This window comes from Candidatus Gastranaerophilales bacterium (assembly GCA_028696075.1).
In the GTDB taxonomy this organism is placed as follows: Bacteria; Cyanobacteriota; Vampirovibrionia; order Gastranaerophilales; family JAILCC01; genus JAQVHS01.
On the sequence record JAQVHS010000005.1, the window covers coordinates 1 to 19,361 of the forward strand.

Genomic DNA, 19,361 nt, shown 5'->3' on the forward strand with positions numbered 1-19,361 from the left:
TGCTGCGTCAGGCTTTCGCCCATTGCGCAAAATTCCCTACTGCTGCCTCCCGTAGGAGTATGGGCCGTGTCTCAGTCCCATTGTGGCTGATCATCCTCTCAAACCAGCTACTGATCGTCGCCTTGGTAGGCCTTTACCCCACCAACAAGCTAATCAGATACAGGCTCATCCTAAGGCGATAAATCTTTCATGATTAGTATTTCAACTAAGCACATATGGGGTATTAGCAGTCGTTTCCAACTGTTGTCCCCCTCCTTAGGGCAGATTTCCTATATATTACTCACCCGTCCGCCACTGTCCACAGGAGCAAGCTCCTGTTTCTCGTTCGACTTGCATGTATTAGGCACGCCGCCAGCGTTTGTCCTGAGCCAGGATCAAACTCTCCGTTGTCGAAAAGCTTTTATGAAATCGAGCTTTCGCTCGAAACGCTAGCTAATTGTTGTCCAGTTAATTGTTTAAAGAATTAACGATTGTATAGTTTTCAGTTATTCAATTTTCAAAGTTCACTTGCCATTATAACTCGAGCCTAGCTCGTTGTAATTTGTTCGCTTGAAAAAACTTAAATTTTTCTTTAGCTCACTCATTATAAAACCGCCATTCGTTTGACGGTAATTGTTATGTTATCACCAGCAATTTTTGAAGTCAAGCGTTTTTTTAAATAAATTTTTATTTCAAATTTTTTTTAAAAGTACTATCCCAATTGCTTCTGACATATTACTAACTTACGTTAGTTGCTTGTCATTTGCGTCACAATTAATAATGTAAAACAAACATATTTTTTTGGCTAGTTTTTTTTCATTTTTTTTAAGAAAATGTAAAAATTTTTCAAAAGCCTTATTTTACGCCTGTTTCAAGCTATATCAATCTAAAACAAACCCGACAAAATCTTAACCGCCTTAAGCGATTTAAGCTCATGCCTGTTCATTTTTTTAATATCGTTAGAAAGTCTGGAACCAAAATTGTCATGGTATCTCTTATCTACTTGCTGCAGAAACTCGCTTCCAATATTGCCATGATTAAAGACGAAATCCACGTTATTTTGTTCCGCAAGGATTACATTTCTAAGTGCAAAAGCCGTATTTGTAGGGGATACAAGGGCTGTGCGCTTAAGGTTATTTATCAAATTCTGCACAAAATTAGTGAGTTTAAAGGCATGGATAATATCAGAACTCAAAAGAGAGGCATGTTTATCAAAGTACATAATCTCAAAAGCCGCTAATTTATATATATCTTTGGATAGACCCGTAATCAAGTTTTGCAAAAGCTCAAACTTTTTCTTTTGGATAGCCATATTTACTGACTCAATCAGCATTTCAAGCTCTGCTGCAAGGTCTTTATCGTTTAAATATCTAAGAATTTTAGAATTATTATCAAGAATTTCGGTATTGGCATGCCCTTGCGAACTCATATCCATATCAGAAAGCACTTCCATACGGCATGCCGCATAATTTTTATATAACTCAGAATATTCCGATTCTAACTGCTTTAACATATTCGCTCCTCTAATAAAATGTTTTTATCCTTACCTGAATAAAAACATTTCAAGAAGACCAATCCTATTTTTATAAAAAAACGAAACAATTGTTTACAAAAGCTATTTTAACAAGTCTTTTACCGCAACACCAAACTCTTTAGCTATCAATTCCAATCTATCAAGAGTTATATTTATTATACATTTTTCAAGTTTACTTATACAGGAATTATCGAACCCAAGCTTTAAAGAAAGTCCTTCTTTCGTAAAACCCTTTTCAATACGCAATTTTGCGACATTTTTAGCTAAAATTCTTCTAATATCTTGACTCATATTCCAATTTTGCTATATAACTCAACCTAATAACAGGAATGACATTCCATTTTTACCCGCAAACTCAATCCCGGCTTCTTAACTTCCTCAAGCTCTTTACCTCTTCACCCCTTCACCTCTTAAGCTTAATCCCGGCTTCCTAGCTTCATTCAAACTGCTAGTCGATAAAGCCCCAGGGTAAAATTTTATCATTATCTTTTGTTCTATATATATATTTGGAAAAATGTATGAGCGGTTGTTTCAGCTTGGAGTTTTTAAGGCGCATAAAGTTTTTATATTCTTTAAAAATATCTTTAATCGGAGTGTTTTTAGTAAAAATATGTTTAATAAACTGACCCAGACGCCTGTCGCCCTGTGAAATCAAAGTATTGAAAGCATCGTTTTGCAGGACGGGAAGCTTAACACCAATGTCGTTTTCCTTAAAGAGCGTTTTGATTTTTTCCATTTCAGTTTTAAGGTAAGCGTTATTCTTACGAGGCTCACGCTCGTACGGTGTTTGGGGCTTAGGAATAAATGCACTCACAATATGTGTAAAAGCCGTTCCCTCAAAAGTATTCTTCAAATCAACCGCAAGTTTTATATATTCATCAATATCGCCGGAAGTTTCATCAGGCAAGCCTATCATAGAATAAAGCGTTATTTTTTTAACACCGCCTTGCGCATAAAATCCTATCGTATTAAAAATATCATCGTTAGAAAGCTGCTTGCCAAAACTCCTTCTGAGCGCTTCGCTGCCTGATTCTATAGCAAGAGAAATTTCGTTATTGTTGTAGGAAACAAGCCGCAATGCTCCTTGCGATACTTTCTTAACGTTTAAAGAAGACAATTCAACCTGAAAATCCCGCTTAGGTTGAAGTTTCAAAATACAATCACAAATCTCTTCAAAATCAGGATGTTCACTAATCATCGCACCTATAAGCACAAGTTTTTTGGCATGTCTGGATGTTTTTTTGACAGCTTTTTTTATGGATGTCAAACAAGCAAACCTGCAAGGCATGTTATGATAGTGCGCCGTGCAAAATTTACATTCATAAGGGCATCCCCGTGCTATTTCAATAAAAGCGGTTTCATTGTAAAAAGTTTTGTCTGAAATAACAGGAGAAAAAAGACACTCGCTCAGGTCGGCTTTTCTTTTTTGAACTTTTGCAGGCACTTCCAAGCTCTGCGGTTTAAATCCGCTTATTAATCCGTCTTCATAATTTACGTCGTATAAAGACGGTACATAAATCCCTTCTGTTTTTGCAAGTTCTTTAAGTATCTCATTCTTATTCTTATGACGGTTAAGCTTATAAACTTTAGCGATTTCACAGGAAACACCTTCGCCATCCCCTATAATAAAAAAGTCAAAAAACTCTGCAAAAGGTTCGGGGTTAGCGGTAATAACAGGACCACCCGCAAAAATAAGCGGTTTGTTTTTTCTTTTTTGGGCAGATAACTCAAGCCCGTATTTTTTTAAAATTTTTAAAATCTGCAAAATATCAAGCTCAAAAACACAAGAAAAACCAAGCATATCAAAATGTTTAGGGTCAAATGCAAGAGTTTTTGTATCTGTAAAAATCCTCTGCGCCGAAACAAATTCGCAAGAATCCAGCTCTTTAAACATCGACAAAAAACCCAGCACACTCATACCGTAAAAATATGTCGAAGGGTATGCAAGCCCGACAGATACGGTATAATCTTCTTTTTTAGGGGTTTTATATAAATAAATTTCTTTCATACCGTCTTATTTTATGGCTGTTTATGAATTTTTGTCAAATCCAGAATACTTACGCGAAAAAGTTCATAAAAGCAAAGAATGCATGATAATATATATATATGTTTAAAAAAATTTTTATTTTTGTCATATTGTTTGCCATAATATATTTTGCCTTTGCGTCCGGCTCTTACGCTAAAGTAAGAAAAGTCAAATGTAAGACTCCCATATATTTTTTTACTGAAGTTACAAAACATGATTTTTTCGGCATTATTGATGAATATTTGCAAAGCAAAGAAGCAAAAGTTACAAAATTTTATCCCGAAATTGGTTTTATTTATGTGCAAAAAACAAACGGCAAAGAACCCCAATTTGCGGCTATTAATATGAAACAATTCGGCAATGATGTATATATGTTTGTTAATGAAGACAAGGACAAACGTGATTTTCAAGAGAAAATGTATAAAGTAATCAGGTATAAAAATGACGCCAATTATAGAATTGTGGATAATTATTTCTGCGAAGAATTTAAAAAAGACACGAACTCCATACTCAATAAGAAAAAAATATTATTGCAGGATGATATTTATAATCCTTTTGTCTATACAATCAGCGTTAAAAGATATGTCGGGTATAAAAAAAGCAAAAACTCCAAAGATAAAAAAGAGAAACAAGATAAAAAAGAAAAGCTGTAATCACCGGTATTTTTTATTAACTACCGCAAATTATATGCTATAATCAAAATCAATAAATCAATGGAGAGAGTATGTTTAAAGATATCAGAAACCAATACGCGGTCAAAACATGCCCGCTTGACGATGCGCAGGGGCTGGAACTTCTTCTGAACACTATGGCATTTGAAGGCTGGGATTTATACACAATGAACGAGGCGGAAACACCCACGGGCAAAGCTTGTTACAATTGTATTTTTGTCAGAGAAATTGAAATTCTGGAAGAGCAGGACAATTCTGATATCGGAGATTTAAAAAGCCCGCTTGAAAAAATGTTTGAAACCTCAGATGCACCATACAACCAGTGTTTGCAAATTCAACGTAAAATCAAAGAAAAAAAAGAAGAAATAAAAAAAATAAAACAAGCGCTTGAAGTTGTAGGTGATGAAAAAAAACATCAGAAGCTTAACAAACAAATAGCCGAAGAATTAAGAGAGTTAAAAGAGATGAAGCTTGAACTTTCTTTGGCTATAAACCCCGAAAAAATGTTTGAAGGTATTGAAACAAACAAAATAACAATTATGCTAAGTGAAGAGCTTTCAAGGTTAACCGATACCAACGGTGAGAATTTGCTCCTAAATGAAACCGTAAAATCAAGACAAAAATTAACCGAAAAACTGGGATTTGTGCTGCCTTATGTCAAATTTGACAGCTGCCAGAACCTGGAGCCCAATGAATTCACCATACTTATAAGAGATATCGAAGCTTATAAAGGAACAGCATTCCCGGGTTATAGAGTATTCGACAAAGACGGATTAACCAAAAAACCCAAAAGTGCCATTGCATCTTTTAACTCAATTACTTTGGAAGAAAATTTTTGGGTGGAAGAATCAAAGACAAAAGACTTTTGGAATAAGGGCAAAAGTACGGTAGAATTCATAGTTGAGGCGCTTGAGTTTATAACAGTCAAGAATGCCGACAGCATACTGGATTATTCGGATATTAATAATTATATGGATTTAGCGCTGAAGAAAAACCACTACCTTGTAGACAGTCTTATCCCTGAAATGATTTCTATCGGCGAAATCCGTACAATCTTGGCGCAGCTTATAAGCTCCTATGTAAGTGTGCGTGATATAGTTTTCATTTTTGAAAAAATTAACGACTACATAGGAGAAGATGAAGAAATCGATATTTTAACGGAACTCAGAATCGGGCTAGCCAGACAAATTAGTGCCATGTACGCTGATGAAAACCGTGAAATAACTGTGATAATGTTAGGAGATAAGGTTTCAAAGAAATTTGAAAGCCTTATTTACATCAGCCCTGATGAAGAAATTCAGGAAAGAAATATTGAAATAGATATCAAAGTTATTCAAAAGGTAATTACAAATATTATGAAGGAAATCAAAGAAAATAATCTTGAAATCAGCAATACCCCTGTTATAACCTCTTGCGAGATAAGGGACATCGTTCACAATGTATTAAGAGAGTTTATACCTCAAATAAGAGTATTGGCAAGGGAAGAAATTGCCAAAGACTTTAACCTTAATGTCGTAGGAGTTGCTGACAGTTAATTTATTTAAGGGAGGAAATTATCATGGAAACAATTAGTGCGATATTTACAAACAAATTCGTTATATTGCTTATGACGTTGATTTTATTTGCAATTATCGTCAAAATAATGGACATCGTAGTGAATAAAATATTTAAAAATTTACCATATACGGATAACCCCCAACGTGTAAAACAGCTGCAAACCATTAAACAAATTATTCAATCGACAATCTTGGCCGTTTTTATAGTTATTGCGCTGCTGCAAGCTATGACAACCTTTGGCATAGATATTAAACCGCTTATAGCAACAGCCGGTGTTGCCGGTGTTGCCATAGGTTTTGGCGCAAAAAGATTTGTGGAAGATTTGATTATGGGGGTATTAGTACTCTCCGAAGGTCAAATAAACGTGGGCGATTATGTTGAAATTGCAGGGCTTAAAGGCAATGTCGAAAAAATAAGCCTCAAAATGATAGTTTTAAGGGATACATCGGGTCAGGTTCACTATATCCGCAACGGATTAATTACGACCGTAACAAATTATACACAAAATTACGGCTACAATATTTTAACTGTAGCCGTGCCTCATGATTCTAATGTAGAAAGTGTTTATGACGCTATGCGCCAGGTTTATGCCGATATGAAAAACAATCCGGAAATCTCAAAGATGATTTTGTCAGATATAGAAATTCTTGGTGTAGACAGAATTGTACAAACCGTTATTTATACGTTATGCAAAGTCAAAACAACATCAGGTTCGCAGGCAACTTTTAAAAACCAATTCAACCAAAGAATTAAAGAAAAACTTGATGTAAGTAATATAAAGCTTATTTCAACGCTATCAAGTTAGTAGTAATTCCAAGTTCCTGCTGAATCATCTTCGCCTTAGAAATTGCCATGGAACGACGTTTTTTGCATGCACGTAATATAAACCTGTTTGCATTAGACGTGTTTGAGTTATTTGAATAATTTCTAATCATAGAATTTCATATCCCTAATAAAACTGACATTTAATATATCGGCAAGAATTCAAAATTCTTTAACGATTTATCCCATAATTCCGTTAATTATTAACAAAAATTTACAATGTGGGTCTGGCATGAAAAATATTCTATACTCAAATTAATATAAAGAGGCAATGTAATCGAGGGAAAGAATATGAAAATAAGAACAGGATTTTGGATATTAATACTAATATTAACCACAACTTTAATACAAACAGGCAGCAGTGTTATGTCGGCGCCCGGTTCGTCAGGACCTGTAAAAATAGAAGTTTCATCAAGAAGAATACCTGAAGGCACTGTTGTTCCTTTGAAAATGGAATCAACCGTAAGTTCAATAACATCAAGTGTAGGCGACCAGTTTAACGCTTCAATTACCGAAGATATTATTCTCGGCGATAATATTATTTTACCGGCAGGAAGTATGATCAGAGGTACCGTAGGAAAAGTAAAAAAAGCTAACTTACTTGTTAAAGGTGCAAGAATTTTGTTATTTTTCGACCATATCGTAACGCCTGTAGGCAAACAAGTTCCTCTTTATGCCTACATTACGGATAATCCTAACGTAAACTACGAAGGTGATATTGTTTCCCCTACTTCTTACGGCAAAGAATTCAAAAAAGATGCCTCTAAGAGCAAAGCTATAATAGTAAATTCTACAAAATGGGGAGTAGATACAGGGCTTGAACACCTTGCAGGAGTGCCTGTTGTTCTAACCGCACCTGTCGGCGCTATCGGCGGTTCATTGGGCGGCAGCGGATTTTTGGTAGGCAAATCCATCTATAATATATTTAAAAAAGGCGGAGATATTGTAATTAACCCCGGGCAGATTATTCATATAAAAACAGCACAGCCTTTGGACATTCCTGTTAATTAACAATATTTTTCAAAAAATTTAACGCGTCTTTTTTTGAAAGAACTTCACCGCAAGCCTGCGCTTCCTGAAGTTCTTTTATTATCCGACCCAGTTCTTTGCCTCTTGGAATATTCAAAAATTCCGCTATTTCATTTCCATCCAGAAGCTTTGGCAAGGGTTCTTTAGTTTGGGCAAACGCCTTATACTGATTTAAAAATATTGTCAAGGCATTAAAATTATCTTCTGAAATTTGCTTTGTAATCTCAGGACCAAGAGCAGAAAATCTGTCTGCCATAGCCAAAATTATGACATCTATTGTTTCATTATCAAGCTTTCTAAACATCCTGTTTATTGCTTTTTGAGAAGCAGCTTCCTCGCTTCTTGTCAGCTGCGAGGGGTAAATATGATATCTAACAAGCTTCGTTACATAAGCTGTTTGAGCCTTGCTGAATTTTAACTGTTTTAAAACGGGCTTTAAAAGCATAGCGCCGACTTCATCATGGTTTATAAAGCGGTGTCTGCCGTTTTCTTCGATTGTCCAGGTTTCCCTTTTACCAATGTCATGCAAAAGACAGGCAACTTTAAACAGAGAAGAAACTTTCAGCGCATGGTTAAAATTCTCATCAAAACGGGCGGAAACCCATTCAGGCATTTCTTCAATCAAATACTCTGCCTGCCTTAAGGTTTCCATGGAATGGTGAATTAAATCCAAGTGGTGATGGCTGTTAGGCGGAATTCCTTCCTCTATTTCCAAAATCGGCAAAATCTTATATAGCAAACCGATATCATACATAAATTCAACATACTTTGCGCTGTTTTTAGCTTCCAAAAGTTTCAAAAACTCCGCCAGTATTCTCTCTTTTGACACACTATCAATCAAATCCAAATGCTTTTTTGCATACTTAAGCGTTTCAGGGTCAATTTTAAAGCCAAGCTGAACAGCAAAACGAAATACCCTCAGAATTCTAAGCGGGTCATCTATAATATTTTGCTCTGATATAACCTTTATTTTTTTATCATGAAAATCTTCAATCCCCTTGTTAATATCATAAAGTTTAACGGAAGGGAAAATCTCAAGTGCTATAGAATTAACCGTCAAGTCCCTTCGCTTTAAATCCTTCTCAATATCATCTCCCAGACACCTTGCAAAATCAAAATAATGAAGTTTATCATCTGCAACAACCCTTGCTATTTCATAATCCTTATCAAGCAAAACAAAACTCCCGCCTATTTTTTGGGCAAATTTTTCAGCAAGTTCAAGTGCATTTTGGCCCTGAACTATAAAATCCATGTCAAAACTTTCTTTAGCGCAGAGTTTATCACGCAAAAAGCCTCCCGCTAAAAATAATTTAGCTTCTTTACCGGCTAAGCATGCTAAAACCTTTACAGGCTCTAAATCTAATATGTCATCATAGTTCATATTCATAAATCACACTCGCTATTGCAGCAATAGAAGCTGTTTCGGCACGATAAATCAAATTCGACAGACTGACTCGTTCCATGCCCGCCTGTTTAAAAAATTCCGTTTCAATATCTTCAAACCCGCCTTCAGGACCTATTATAACCAAAACCCTGCGTGCTTTGGGGTACTTTTGCATGGCGGTTTTGATGGAATTATCGCTTGAGCGCTCGACACATGCCAGACATACGTCGTAATCTTTCGCCAAGCATGCCAACTCCTCAAACGACGGCAAAAAATGCACTGCCATCTTGTCCGCTCTTTCGCACTGTTTGCAGGATTCTTCGACAATTCTCTTCCACTTTGAAATCTTAGATAATATATCTTTGCCCGTTAACTTCGCTACACTTCTTTTAGCCGGCATGGTAAAGAAATTTCTCACCCCGAGCTCTGTCATCTTTTGAACAACCAAATCTTGCGCCGTCGATTTTAAAAGGCTTTGCGCCAAATCCACCTGAACGGAAAGCTTTTTATTTGAAGCATGCTTATCTATAACTTTAGTTGTAATAAGAGTAGGGGAAATTTCTAAAATTCTTGTTTGATAAACAATCTCATGCTCATCAATCAAAAGAATTTCATCATTTTCCTTTAATCTCAATACGTTTAAAATATGCTTAATATCTGATTTTTCAGAAATCTTAGCAATGTCATTATCTATATTTATTGAGTTTAAATAGAATTGAGGCATTTATTTTCCTTTATTATTAATGATTTAAGCTAAAATAATATCCTAAAGCGGTTGTGTCGACCGAATTTTAGGGCTATTTTGAAAATCAGTTCTACATCAAACAGAGGATATTCAAAAAAAACGTTAAAGCAGCTGAAATCATCTAATACTTTAGTTGTAGAGGTATTTTACCATAAAAACAAGGGTTTTTAAGGTTAAAGTTTCAAAAAAAAATGCCGATTACTTTTTTGTGAAGAGAAATCACAGAGACTTTAGAACAGGGTAGAAATACACAAGGAGAGTTATTATGCCACTTTACATTAATTCTAATGTCGCCTCGATGGTTTCACAGAGGTACTTATCGAAAAATACGGACGCTTTGGCAAAAACGTATGAAAGATTATCAAGCGGGTACCGAATAAACCATGCAGGAGACGACGCCGCCGGACTGTCCTTATCAGAGGGGTTAAAAGCCCAGGTAGCAGGAACAGAACAGGCAACCAAAAACATCCAGGACGGTATTAACATGTTGCAAATCGCAGAGGGCGGTTTTGAGATTATCGCAGACAATTTGCAAAGAATTCGCGAATTATCTGTACAAGCCGCTAACGGAACGTATGCAACAGCAGAAAGACAAGCTATGTTGAACGAAATTCAACAACGTGTTTTAGAAATCACAAGAATTTCACACACAGCTACTTACAATGGAATATCATTGTTGAGTTCCGAGGCAACAAGCATTATCCTACAAATCGGTGCAAGTACTGACGAATACTCAACTTTAAATATAAGAGATGCATTTACTACATGTACTGCAACAACTTTGGGTATTTTAATCAACGAGACAGGTTCAAGCTGGACACCGGACAAAATCCATGAATATATGGATAAGTTAGACAAAGCTATTGGAACGGTAGTACAAAGCAGGTCAATGATTGGCGCTTATCAAAACCGTGTAGAAAGTGCTCTTGGGAACTTAACTATAATGTCAGAAAATCTGACTGCAGCTGAATCAAGAATCAGAGATACAGATATAGCCAAGGAAACATCAACACTTACTAAATATCAAATATTGCAGCAAGCATCGTCAAGTGTATTATCACAGGCGAACCAATTGTCTGCAGTAGCTCTACAGTTACTACAAGGATAGATTAGCGTTTTTAAAAATGTTAATCTCCCCTAAAAATTATAATATACTCTCCCTGTATGACCGGCCAATTTGTGCCGGTCTGTTTTTATGTTAACTAAAACAAGCCCTCAACAAGAACAAATCGTCCCAGCTTAACCACTGTGCAATAATTAGCCAGTGCATCAACAAAACAGCCGTTTTCACAAAATCCGCCCGATAAATAAATAACATCAGGTTTTTGCGCAAAATTCCAGGCATTAAACGCAATTCCATGGATATATTTTGCAACAGCAGCGTCAGGTTTTTTTGTTTTCGAGATTTCATCCATAATTTTTTCCATCCCGAAAACTCCGCATGTTACGGGAAAGCGTTCCTTAACTGCCCGCAGCTCGTCAGAATTAATATTATAAAATTTACATATCATCTCAATAGTAGCTCCTGTTGCACTGGCACAGGCGCTATTCCAATCAAGCTCACGATATTTGCCGTTTTCAAATTTTACCCACTTTGTGTCACGGCTGCCTATGTCTAAAATCGTTCCGTCTTTAAGTTCAGGTACAAGCTTCTTAGTCCCTAACGCCAGAGCTATGATTTCATTCTCAAGCTTTGCCCCCTGTTTAAGATAATTTTTAGCGCTATGCCCCGCAGCGGCATCAAATTTTATCTGCAAAGCCCCAAGCTCATCTGATGGCAAAATCCTGGTTGTTTTCAGACCATCTTCGCCAATTTCTATAATTTTACTAAAACTTGTTCCCGCATCAACGTATATCATTTTATCCCAACCTTATAAATGCTTCTATCTTTGCCTTTGCAGAATTATTAGCCGTATCATCAACATCAATAAATAAGCCGGAATGCTTTTTCGCCAAATATTTTGCTATCTGGTTTTTTGAACAAAAAGTTTGAGAAAAAAACACAGTCGGCAAATTCTCATCTACCATAAGCTCAAGTTCTTCATCAGCAGGTCGTTTCGCCTCCACACAACGCACCCAGCCGAAAAGATGGGTAGCGTCAGGCAGCAAATCCAAAAAACTAAAATCATTCGGCGGCACACCCCAAAAACCCATAACAGGCTCACAGTATGTATAAGTTTCAAAATCTTCTTTAATTATATTAGTTGTAATTCTTGTGATTTTTTCTCTGACAGACAAACCGCTTGTCGAAATGGGCGTTAAAATCTCACCGTCAGCGTAGCTTTCATATTTTGACTCTATTATACTGAACCCCATATCTTTTAAAATCTTTGCAATATATCTGCCGGAATCACATTTTTCCTTGCCGACAGATGCCACAATACACTCCAGTTTATCTTTAAAGAAAATAGCATTATCTAAAATATTGGCAATAATTTTACAGTTAGCTTCCGGGATAACAGCCGATTTTGGCGCACCATATTCCACACATAAATCACAAAATTCATATTCATCATGCTTTCGGGTATATTCCTGCATAACTTTTGGATTGGGAAACCCCCAGAAACCTATTAATTTTTTCATTTTTCTTCCGAATTTTTATAAAATCTGAACAACCAAAATGCCATAAACCCTATCGCATAAATAATAATTTTTTCGATATAAAGAACCGTCTTGGAGGGATTAATGTGCAAAAAGGCTAAAATATCCTGCAAAAACAAGCCTGTTATCAAAAAAACAGAGCCTATAATTAAAAGTAAACTAAATAAAAATGTTCTTTTCATATAAGTTAAAAATCCTGACTTTGTAAAACTATTTGCAACATCGACAATTTAAAAGGTATAATTAATTAAGTAGTTATAGGAAGAGTATACTCAAAAAATGAATTTAAAGGAAATACTTTTAGAATTACCTGACGTTTTAAATGCACAGCTTGAACCGCAAGAAGCCTTGCATTTAATCCAAAATAAAATAAAAGCCCGTTTAAATGCCGATTTCGCAATGATTGCATACCTTAGCAGCAACGGCATAGATATTAAAGATATTTCGGATTTTGACAATACTAAAATAGAATTCCATTATAACAACATTGCGGGGTTTGCGCTGCAAACTTTTTTGAAAAATAAAAAAACAACTCAAATAACCGGTGAAAAAGGCAAAAATACTATACTTAACGAACTTGGTATTAAAATAAAAAAAAGTTATTCGCTGCTGATTTTGCCTCTGAATATCAAAGAAGCCGTTTTCGGTGTGATATTTTGCGTAAGGTTCAACAATAAAAAACCGTTTTCGGAAGAGGAGATTATTGTAGCACAGGCACTAAGTTCCATAGGCTCTTATATAGTAAAAGACGCTGAATTAAGCAATGTATTTAAACTGCAGTTAAAAATGCTTAATGAAAACGTAATAGAAAAAACTCATGCAATTGAAAATGTTCGGGAAGAAAATGACAAAATACGTGAAGCCGACAAAATAAAAAGCGAATTTTTAGCTAATATGTCGCATGCTCTTCGCACCCCGTTAAATGCTATTATAAGCTTTTCAGAAGCGCTTGATATGGAAATATTCGGAAACTTAAATGCCAAACAGCAAGATTATGTACTGGAAATCCAAAACAGCGGCAAAGAAATGCTGGCATTGGTTAATGACTTGCTTGATATGTCCAAGATTAAAGCCAAAGCAATGAAAATAATTAAATTAAAGTTTGATGCTAAACGCTCTATTTTAGAGGTTATAAACGTGGTAAACAGCCTTGCTTTGAAAAAAGAAATAACAATTTTTACAAAATTACCGGCAGCAAAAATAGAAGTAACCGCCGATGAACAAAAATTTGACCAGATTATGTATAACCTGCTAAGCAATGCCATTAAATTTACCGACAAGAAAGGTAAAATTGAAGTAGGTATCAAAAAAAGCAAAAACAAAATCCTATTCTATGTCAAAGATAACGGCATAGGCATAGATGAAAAATATCACGGCAAAATTTTCGGAAAATTTGAACAGGTAGACAGCTCCTACAGCTCCAAATACTCTTCTACGGGATTAGGGCTTACTATTACAAAAGAGCTTGTTGAAATGCACGGCGGCAAAATATGGCTCGAAAGCCGTCTTAATAACGGTACAACTTTTTGGTTTGAATTACCCGCATAACTCGGTTTAAGCGGAGGCTGAGGACAGATGAAGAGCTTAGGGATTAGCTCTTTTAATCATATTGAGTGAAGCAATTCGGTCTGCAATTTTATGTAAAGAAATCTAAAGTTTTTAAAAATTGTGCAATTTTTGCATGATTTTGAAAATTTGCAATAAAAAATCCCGATTTTTTGTCGGGAAGAAGAGATCATGAGGCAGATAAATTCTTATATAAAATAAGAATTACTATGTTTATTCTACAACGATTTTACCTAATTGAAATTAGCCTCAAGAATATAAAATATTATTCTTAAGAACTAGTAAAAATTAACGATTTAACTTGGGAAGAAAAAACACAACAAATTTTCTTATCACGTCAAAAAGCAAAATCGTTTTTTTAAATTTTCCAAACGGCAAAATCGTGAGGGCAAGAGCCTTTAGCGGCTCAACAAAAAACAAAGCCCAACGTTTTTTCTTGTTGTATATAATTATTCTGGATATAACAGCCTTAATATTTCTGCATTTATTTTGAAAGGCACGAAGTTTTCTTTTAATATTTTTTCGTTCTAAGGCAATTTTATACGTACAGGCTGATATTTTTTGGCTTAAAGAATAGAAATAAATCATAAGCAGCGATGTGATACTTACTAAAAGAAAAAAACTTAAAACAACCAAAAAGATTTCCATACAACCTTATACTATGCTAACTTGTTTCTGTGTTCTATAATTATATAGTAGAAATTAAGATAATACCACATGAATAAAGATATAATAGCTGTAAACGCTGCTAAATTAACAAGCCTGATATTAAAAGTACTGCATTTCGGTGCAGCAACAAGCATGCCCGGAATTATCGCAAGCAGTATTTCGCCCAAAATCCTGTCCCGTCTTGTTAACCAAACAAAAAAAGAAATCATCGCCATAACGGGCACAAACGGCAAAACGACAAGCGCAAACTTTTTATCAGCTATCTTGCAAAAAGACAACCGTAGAGTCGCCCATAATAAAAAAGGTGCAAATATGCTGACAGGTGTAACAGCAGCCGTAGTGGAATGCGCCGATATAAAAGCCCGCCTGAATGCTGACAACTGTATTTTAGAATGCGACGAAGCCTATTTGCAAAAATTCGCCGACTATTTTTTAGCCGATTATCTTATTGTAACAAACCTGTTTCGCGACCAATTAGACCGATACGGTGAACTTGATACAACAGCTAAGATGATAAAAAAAGCCGTAGATAAATTTCAAAAGAATGACAAATTCACAACGGTCTTAAACGCCGACGACCCTACTATTCTTTCTCTTGCAGGCGCAAACAGCATTTACTTCGGATTTGACGATATAGAATATGAGAAGCCCGACGAAAATATCAGCGCCAATGCAGAAGCGGCAACCTGCAAATGCGGCAAAGACATCAAATACACAAAAATTTACTACGGGCATATAGGTCACTATTACTGCGATTGCGGGCTTGCCAGACCAAAAACCTTTGTTTCAGCAAAAGCAAAAATATTAGTCGACCATTCTATTATAAAAATTTATTCGGAAGAATACGGCTATGACTTTGAAGTAAGCGTAAACCTTCCGGGTGTATATAACGCTTATAATGCTTTAAGCGCTATAGTCCTGTCTTTAAAGTTAGGTATCAAACCTGAAATAATCTCGCAAGCGTTTGAAAATTATCAAACGGTTTTTGGCAGAGCGGAAAAAAGAATTATCAACGGCAAAAATGTACTTGTCCAGCTTATAAAAAACCCCGCCGGCACAAGCGAAGTACTCAGAACCGTTAAAGATGACCCGAAAAGCAAAATTTTAATCATAATTAACGATGACTATGCTGATGGTCGTGATGTATCCTGGCTTTGGGATGCAAATTTTGAACTGATAAATTCGAATCAAAAACAAATTATCACAAGCGGTATTCGCTATGCTGATATGGCTGTCAGGCTAAAATATGCAGGAATACCCGCCGAAAATATAGTTATGAAATCTAATATCAAACAGGCAATAGATTATGCACTAAAAGAAACCATGCCTGATGAAAAACTGTATATTCTGCCGACTTATACAGCGTTATTAAAAATGCAAAAAATACTAAAATAGAACTGATAGGCTGCAAATAGGCGAACAGGCGAATTTGTTAGCATTGTGCCAAAAGTCAGGACTCAATATGACAAAGGCTTTTACGGCTGTGTTTGTTCCGATTGATTTATCATCTTTCCATCGTTTTTCAAGCCAATTGGGTTCTTTTGCTTGTTTTTTAGCTAATTCTTCATTTGTCACTTCTCCCGCGACATAAGGTACTAATACATCTGCAATTCTCGGTACAGACATGTTTCTTTCCATATATAAGGATTTATATTAGAATACACACAATCTGTTAAAAATTATTGCGTTTCGTAAACAAATATGTATCAAACTAACACAAAATCTTAAAAAAATGGTTTAATATATCCAGAACAGCGCAAGCAGTGTGTGAAGCCTGAAAAGGCTTGCTAAAGAGCAAGGCTTTGGAAGGCGAAACCGTTCTACACCGCCGTTGTGAATGAATTTGCGCAAGCAAATGAATGAACGAAGCAATCTATATTGAAACAAATTGCGACAGCAAATTTGCTTTCAATGATTGCACAGGCGGAGAACAGCGCAAGCAGTGTGTGAAGCCTGAAAAGGCAAGACGGGTGATTGGTGGAATAGTGTTAATAAACAGACTCGGGCAGAATTTTTACAATGCTCCTTCATTTAAAGCTATAGTTGTGAAGCCTCCTATAATTACTGTTGTAGGTCCTACGGAAGAAAAAAGAAAAAGGACAACCTGCCATTTTGACTTTAAAAAAATACCCCATATGCCTTGTGCATGCTGCGGGAAAGAAGTACTTACGTTCAAAGAAATTGACGGGTTTCAAAATACACTGAAAGATGCGACAGGTACTGAGTTAAGACATCATTTAAGAAAAAGATGGAACAATTACAAAGCAACCGAAAAGAAAGTAGTAAGAAAAATAATAAAGACTTCTTATGATTATGAAGATAAGAATTTGCAAGAACTATTACAAGTAACGTTTGATAATTCACGCAAAGAATTAGTTGAAACACAAAAAAACATAATTATTAAACTAAAAAACATATCCAATAATTTAGAAGGTCCAATCAAGCCGAAGTTAAAACATTTTTTTGATAAAGCAATAGAAATCGTTGAGAGTGAAGACATAGCATTTAAAAGAAAGACTTTTTTGCAAAGTTTAGCGATGAAAGCAGCAGAAGACAAAGACCCTCGTAATATAAAAGCTTTAACATACATATTAGCCAAAGCCGAAACAATCCCGACATCTGCCGAAGACGTTAATGCTTTTATTGTTAAATATTCCAGACGCTCACCCAAAGAAATTGCTTACAGACTTCTTTCAAGGAATGCGGCTACGGCTGAACATATCAAAGCTTTTACACGAAACGGCTTAAACGATAAATCAAATTATCTGCTTGAATGCAATAAGTGTAACGAAGCAAGGGGCAGTATTCGATTTAAAGACTGGGTAAAACAAACCCCCCAGTTTATAAATAATGTACAAAAGTTCATAGAAGAAGCAATAGCGGTAATTAAATCAGGTAAAATGAACGGTTATGAAAAGTACCCGTTAGAAGTAAAAGAAACGTTGAAACGGGAATCCGGCGGAATTATAGACATAGACCTGGGAGACTATGAAAAATTTTTAAGCGCAGGATGATAAAAGACTTAATAGTTCAGGCAGCGGTGAAAGGTATAGCATTTTGAAAATTAATACTCTGTTTATCAACAATTTAGCAGCCTATCAAATATTTTTTAGCGGAGATAAAAAATATAAAAATTTTTCTGCGAAAACTTTACCTGCCGAAGATACATATGTGTCATTAAAGCAAGAGCGCCCACCCTGTACGTTTGAATTAAAAAAAGTAAAAGGCTTATGCTGCGCAGCATGCGGAAATGATGTAGTAACTTATGAAGAAAGCAAAGACTTCCAAAATCTGATTGAAAACGCAAAGGGAAAACAATTACGCAATATTTTACAAAGCAGACAGCGTTTATATAACGGGAACGAGCAAAAAATTGTAACAAAATTACTGGGTTTATCTTCACAGCATGAAGACAAGAATATTCAACAGCTTTTTCAGGTCGCTTTTGAAGATTCAAGAAAAATTCTCGTCCAAAAACAGATTGAAACTCTTTATAAACTGAAAAGGCTAAGTAAGCTTGTACAAAATCCCGAACATAAAAGAAATCTTAAAGAGTTTATAGACAATATGATTGAGCTTGCTCAAAGCAGAGATAAAATCTTTAAAAGAAAAGATGTAATTTATGAATTAAACAAAATTCTAAAAGCAGCAAATTCTGAAGCAGACCGTGCTGTTTTGGGTACTACAATTAAATACGCAAATTATCTGCCTACATCGTTTAACAATGAGCATGCATTTATAGTTAAATACAGCAGGCGCCGTCCCGGTGAAATAGCGTCGATGCTGTTATCACCGCGTATGTCAACAGCCGAACATATCAAGCCTTATTCTTTAGAAGCATCTGACGATAAAAACAACTACATTATAGAGTGCAAAAAATGCAATCAGGAGCGAGGGAATATATTATTCGCCGATTGGATTAAAATGAACCCTCAAATACTGCAAAATATCAAAAAATTCATAGCCAAAACCATAAATGCTATTAAATCCGGCAAGGTTGAAAACTTTGAAGACTACCCGATTAAAGTCAACGAAACATTAAAAGAAAGATCTGCAGGGTTAATCTATTTTTACTTAGATGATTATCAAAAATCAATACGACAAGATAAAGAAAAAACAGGTTAGAGTAAAAATAATTACCCCAAGAAAAACATCTGCAGAAAAAAGCTTTTGTACTATAATAGTGTTTAACAATCGTTGAAAATTTAATACCTGTTTTGATGTCGGTGTGGCACTCTGCCGAACAAAACGATTGCGGATTTTTGGCAGGGCGACGGCTTGCGAAGCAAGACTAGTCCCGTAAGCGCAACTAGCCGAATTGAGCGAAAACTTTTTCATTAGAAAAAAGCTGTAGCGAAATAGAAGGCTATGCGTACCCAAAAATTCAAGACGAGTATCGTTTTGTGAGAGGGGTAGACGCGCCGAAAAGCTTTTGTACTATAATAGTGTTTAACAATCGTTGAAAATTTAATACCTGTTTTGATGTCGGTGTGGCACTCTGCCGAACAAAACGATTGAGTATCGTTTTGTGAGAGGGGTAGACGCGCCGAAAAGCTTTTGTACTATAATAGTGTTTAACAATCGTTGAAAATTTAATACCTGTTTTGATGTCGGTGTGGCGGAATGGTAGACGCGCACGTTTGAGGGGCGTGTGGAGAAATCTGTGGGGGTTCAAGTCCCCCCACCGACATTTTTAAAATTTGATAAATTAAATTAATCGGACTTAGAACCCCGGTTGTGTCTTTCGACACAACGGTGGTTGCCGATACTCGGCATCC

The 19,361-nt window shown here is 35.8% G+C and carries 20 protein-coding genes, 1 tRNA gene and 1 rRNA gene; 10 read left to right on the plus strand and 12 right to left on the minus strand.

Going from position 1 to position 19,361, the window contains the following annotated elements; genetic code table 11:
* The 4 genes from PHX18_04455 to PHX18_04470 all read right to left on the minus strand — a co-directional run.
* Positions 1-390: ribosomal RNA gene (locus tag PHX18_04455) — 16S ribosomal RNA — on the minus strand; the annotation flags it as partial.
* 475 nt (positions 391-865) lie between these two features.
* A complete protein-coding gene (locus PHX18_04460; protein MDD3593862.1) occupies positions 866-1,492 on the minus strand; it encodes a hypothetical protein in 627 nt (208 codons plus the stop codon).
* A 102-nt stretch (positions 1,493-1,594) separates the two neighbouring features.
* Entirely contained in the window at positions 1,595-1,804 is a 210-nt protein-coding gene (locus tag PHX18_04465) for a helix-turn-helix domain-containing protein (protein ID MDD3593863.1), read from the minus strand.
* A gap of 157 nt (positions 1,805-1,961) precedes the next feature.
* Positions 1,962-3,521, minus strand: coding sequence for a radical SAM protein (locus PHX18_04470; GenBank protein ID MDD3593864.1), 1,560 nt, complete (start codon positions 3,519-3,521; stop codon positions 1,962-1,964).
* A 98-nt stretch (positions 3,522-3,619) separates the two neighbouring features.
* Here PHX18_04470 and PHX18_04475 point away from each other — a divergent pair, with 98 nt between their 5' ends.
* The 3 genes from PHX18_04475 to PHX18_04485 all read left to right on the plus strand — a co-directional run bounded on the left by PHX18_04475 (position 3,620) and on the right by PHX18_04485 (position 6,572).
* A complete protein-coding gene (locus PHX18_04475; GenBank protein MDD3593865.1) occupies positions 3,620-4,192 on the plus strand; it encodes a hypothetical protein in 573 nt (190 codons plus the stop codon).
* Positions 4,193-4,263: 71 nt separating this feature from the next.
* A complete protein-coding gene (locus tag PHX18_04480; protein MDD3593866.1) occupies positions 4,264-5,745 on the plus strand; it encodes an FHIPEP family type III secretion protein in 1,482 nt (493 codons plus the stop codon).
* 23 nt (positions 5,746-5,768) lie between these two features.
* Positions 5,769-6,572 (plus strand): mechanosensitive ion channel, encoded by an 804-nt coding sequence (locus tag PHX18_04485; protein MDD3593867.1) that lies wholly within the window; start codon positions 5,769-5,771, stop codon positions 6,570-6,572.
* Here PHX18_04485 and PHX18_04490 read toward each other — a convergent pair.
* Positions 6,550-6,702, minus strand: a complete 153-nt coding sequence (locus tag PHX18_04490; protein MDD3593868.1) for a hypothetical protein — start codon at positions 6,700-6,702, stop codon at positions 6,550-6,552. The genes PHX18_04485 and PHX18_04490 overlap by 23 nt on opposite strands.
* 178 nt (positions 6,703-6,880) lie before the next feature.
* On the opposite strand from PHX18_04490, the gene PHX18_04495 reads away from it, so the two are divergent.
* On the plus strand, positions 6,881-7,600 hold the full coding sequence (locus tag PHX18_04495; GenBank protein ID MDD3593869.1) for a hypothetical protein: 720 nt from the start codon (positions 6,881-6,883) through the stop codon (positions 7,598-7,600).
* Here the strand turns inward: PHX18_04495 and PHX18_04500 are convergent.
* Positions 7,593-9,005 carry an HD domain-containing protein gene (locus tag PHX18_04500; protein MDD3593870.1) on the minus strand — a complete coding sequence of 471 codons (1,413 nt, stop codon included), beginning with the start codon at positions 9,003-9,005 and terminating at the stop codon, positions 7,593-7,595. The genes PHX18_04495 and PHX18_04500 overlap by 8 nt on opposite strands.
* Positions 8,989-9,726: an RsmE family RNA methyltransferase gene (locus PHX18_04505; protein ID MDD3593871.1), complete on the minus strand. Its 738-nt coding sequence runs from the start codon at positions 9,724-9,726 to the stop codon at positions 8,989-8,991. The genes PHX18_04500 and PHX18_04505 overlap by 17 nt, the downstream gene beginning before the upstream one ends.
* Before the next feature lie 286 nt (positions 9,727-10,012).
* On the opposite strand from PHX18_04505, the gene PHX18_04510 reads away from it, so the two are divergent.
* A complete protein-coding gene (locus tag PHX18_04510; GenBank protein ID MDD3593872.1) occupies positions 10,013-10,855 on the plus strand; it encodes a flagellin in 843 nt (280 codons plus the stop codon).
* 94 nt (positions 10,856-10,949) lie between these two features.
* On the opposite strand, the gene PHX18_04515 is transcribed toward PHX18_04510, so the two are convergent.
* Genes PHX18_04515 through PHX18_04525 form a run of 3 tightly spaced genes read right to left on the minus strand, consistent with a single transcriptional unit; the run spans position 10,950 to position 12,530 of the window.
* Entirely contained in the window at positions 10,950-11,606 is a 657-nt protein-coding gene (locus tag PHX18_04515) for a BadF/BadG/BcrA/BcrD ATPase family protein (protein MDD3593873.1), read from the minus strand.
* Between the two features lies 1 nt (position 11,607).
* Positions 11,608-12,330 (minus strand): hypothetical protein, encoded by a 723-nt coding sequence (locus PHX18_04520; protein MDD3593874.1) that lies wholly within the window; start codon positions 12,328-12,330, stop codon positions 11,608-11,610.
* Positions 12,327-12,530 (minus strand): hypothetical protein, encoded by a 204-nt coding sequence (locus PHX18_04525; GenBank protein ID MDD3593875.1) that lies wholly within the window; start codon positions 12,528-12,530, stop codon positions 12,327-12,329. The genes PHX18_04520 and PHX18_04525 overlap by 4 nt, the downstream gene beginning before the upstream one ends.
* Before the next feature lie 97 nt (positions 12,531-12,627).
* Between PHX18_04525 and PHX18_04530 the strand changes: the two genes are divergently transcribed.
* Positions 12,628-13,896 carry a GAF domain-containing sensor histidine kinase gene (locus PHX18_04530; protein ID MDD3593876.1) on the plus strand — a complete coding sequence of 423 codons (1,269 nt, stop codon included), beginning with the start codon at positions 12,628-12,630 and terminating at the stop codon, positions 13,894-13,896.
* Positions 13,897-14,202: 306 nt separating this feature from the next.
* Here PHX18_04530 and PHX18_04535 read toward each other — a convergent pair whose 3' ends face one another.
* On the minus strand, positions 14,203-14,562 hold the full coding sequence (locus tag PHX18_04535; GenBank protein ID MDD3593877.1) for a hypothetical protein: 360 nt from the start codon (positions 14,560-14,562) through the stop codon (positions 14,203-14,205).
* A 69-nt stretch (positions 14,563-14,631) separates the two neighbouring features.
* Here PHX18_04535 and PHX18_04540 point away from each other — a divergent pair, with 69 nt between their 5' ends.
* Positions 14,632-15,978 (plus strand): MurT ligase domain-containing protein, encoded by a 1,347-nt coding sequence (locus PHX18_04540; GenBank protein MDD3593878.1) that lies wholly within the window; start codon positions 14,632-14,634, stop codon positions 15,976-15,978.
* Here the strand turns inward: PHX18_04540 and PHX18_04545 are convergent.
* On the minus strand, positions 15,970-16,209 hold the full coding sequence (locus tag PHX18_04545; GenBank protein ID MDD3593879.1) for a hypothetical protein: 240 nt from the start codon (positions 16,207-16,209) through the stop codon (positions 15,970-15,972). The genes PHX18_04540 and PHX18_04545 overlap by 9 nt on opposite strands.
* A gap of 233 nt (positions 16,210-16,442) precedes the next feature.
* Here PHX18_04545 and PHX18_04550 point away from each other — a divergent pair, with 233 nt between their 5' ends.
* The 3 genes from PHX18_04550 (at position 16,443) to PHX18_04560 (ending at position 19,273) form a co-directional block, all read left to right on the plus strand.
* The gene (locus PHX18_04550; GenBank protein ID MDD3593880.1) at positions 16,443-17,597 is read left to right on the plus strand and encodes a hypothetical protein; all 1,155 of its coding nucleotides are present in this window, start codon (positions 16,443-16,445) and stop codon (positions 17,595-17,597) included.
* 43 nt (positions 17,598-17,640) lie between these two features.
* The gene (locus PHX18_04555) at positions 17,641-18,708 is read left to right on the plus strand and encodes an HNH endonuclease domain-containing protein (GenBank protein ID MDD3593881.1); all 1,068 of its coding nucleotides are present in this window, start codon (positions 17,641-17,643) and stop codon (positions 18,706-18,708) included.
* 484 nt (positions 18,709-19,192) lie between these two features.
* Positions 19,193-19,273: transfer RNA gene (locus PHX18_04560), tRNA-Leu, on the plus strand.
* Positions 19,274-19,361: the final 88 nt, after the last annotated feature.

Excerpts from the sequence above, each read along its gene's own strand:
- PHX18_04460 (MDD3593862.1), bottom strand. The coding sequence starts at position 1,492 with ATGTTAAAGCAGTTAGAATCGGAATATTCTGAGTTATATAAAAATTAT.
- PHX18_04465 (MDD3593863.1), bottom strand. The coding sequence starts at position 1,804 with ATGAGTCAAGATATTAGAAGAATTTTAGCTAAAAATGTCGCAAAATTG.
- PHX18_04470 (MDD3593864.1), bottom strand. The coding sequence starts at position 3,521 with ATGAAAGAAATTTATTTATATAAAACCCCTAAAAAAGAAGATTATACC.
- PHX18_04475 (MDD3593865.1), top strand. The coding sequence starts at position 3,620 with ATGTTTAAAAAAATTTTTATTTTTGTCATATTGTTTGCCATAATATAT.
- PHX18_04480 (MDD3593866.1), top strand. The coding sequence starts at position 4,264 with ATGTTTAAAGATATCAGAAACCAATACGCGGTCAAAACATGCCCGCTT.
- PHX18_04485 (MDD3593867.1), top strand. The coding sequence starts at position 5,769 with ATGGAAACAATTAGTGCGATATTTACAAACAAATTCGTTATATTGCTT.
- PHX18_04490 (MDD3593868.1), bottom strand. The coding sequence starts at position 6,702 with ATGATTAGAAATTATTCAAATAACTCAAACACGTCTAATGCAAACAGG.
- PHX18_04495 (MDD3593869.1), top strand. The coding sequence starts at position 6,881 with ATGAAAATAAGAACAGGATTTTGGATATTAATACTAATATTAACCACA.
- PHX18_04500 (MDD3593870.1), bottom strand. The coding sequence starts at position 9,005 with ATGAATATGAACTATGATGACATATTAGATTTAGAGCCTGTAAAGGTT.
- PHX18_04505 (MDD3593871.1), bottom strand. The coding sequence starts at position 9,726 with ATGCCTCAATTCTATTTAAACTCAATAAATATAGATAATGACATTGCT.
- PHX18_04510 (MDD3593872.1), top strand. The coding sequence starts at position 10,013 with ATGCCACTTTACATTAATTCTAATGTCGCCTCGATGGTTTCACAGAGG.
- PHX18_04515 (MDD3593873.1), bottom strand. The coding sequence starts at position 11,606 with ATGATATACGTTGATGCGGGAACAAGTTTTAGTAAAATTATAGAAATT.
- PHX18_04520 (MDD3593874.1), bottom strand. The coding sequence starts at position 12,330 with ATGAAAAAATTAATAGGTTTCTGGGGGTTTCCCAATCCAAAAGTTATG.
- PHX18_04525 (MDD3593875.1), bottom strand. The coding sequence starts at position 12,530 with ATGAAAAGAACATTTTTATTTAGTTTACTTTTAATTATAGGCTCTGTT.
- PHX18_04530 (MDD3593876.1), top strand. The coding sequence starts at position 12,628 with ATGAATTTAAAGGAAATACTTTTAGAATTACCTGACGTTTTAAATGCA.
- PHX18_04535 (MDD3593877.1), bottom strand. The coding sequence starts at position 14,562 with ATGGAAATCTTTTTGGTTGTTTTAAGTTTTTTTCTTTTAGTAAGTATC.
- PHX18_04540 (MDD3593878.1), top strand. The coding sequence starts at position 14,632 with ATGAATAAAGATATAATAGCTGTAAACGCTGCTAAATTAACAAGCCTG.
- PHX18_04545 (MDD3593879.1), bottom strand. The coding sequence starts at position 16,209 with ATGTCTGTACCGAGAATTGCAGATGTATTAGTACCTTATGTCGCGGGA.
- PHX18_04550 (MDD3593880.1), top strand. The coding sequence starts at position 16,443 with ATGAACGAAGCAATCTATATTGAAACAAATTGCGACAGCAAATTTGCT.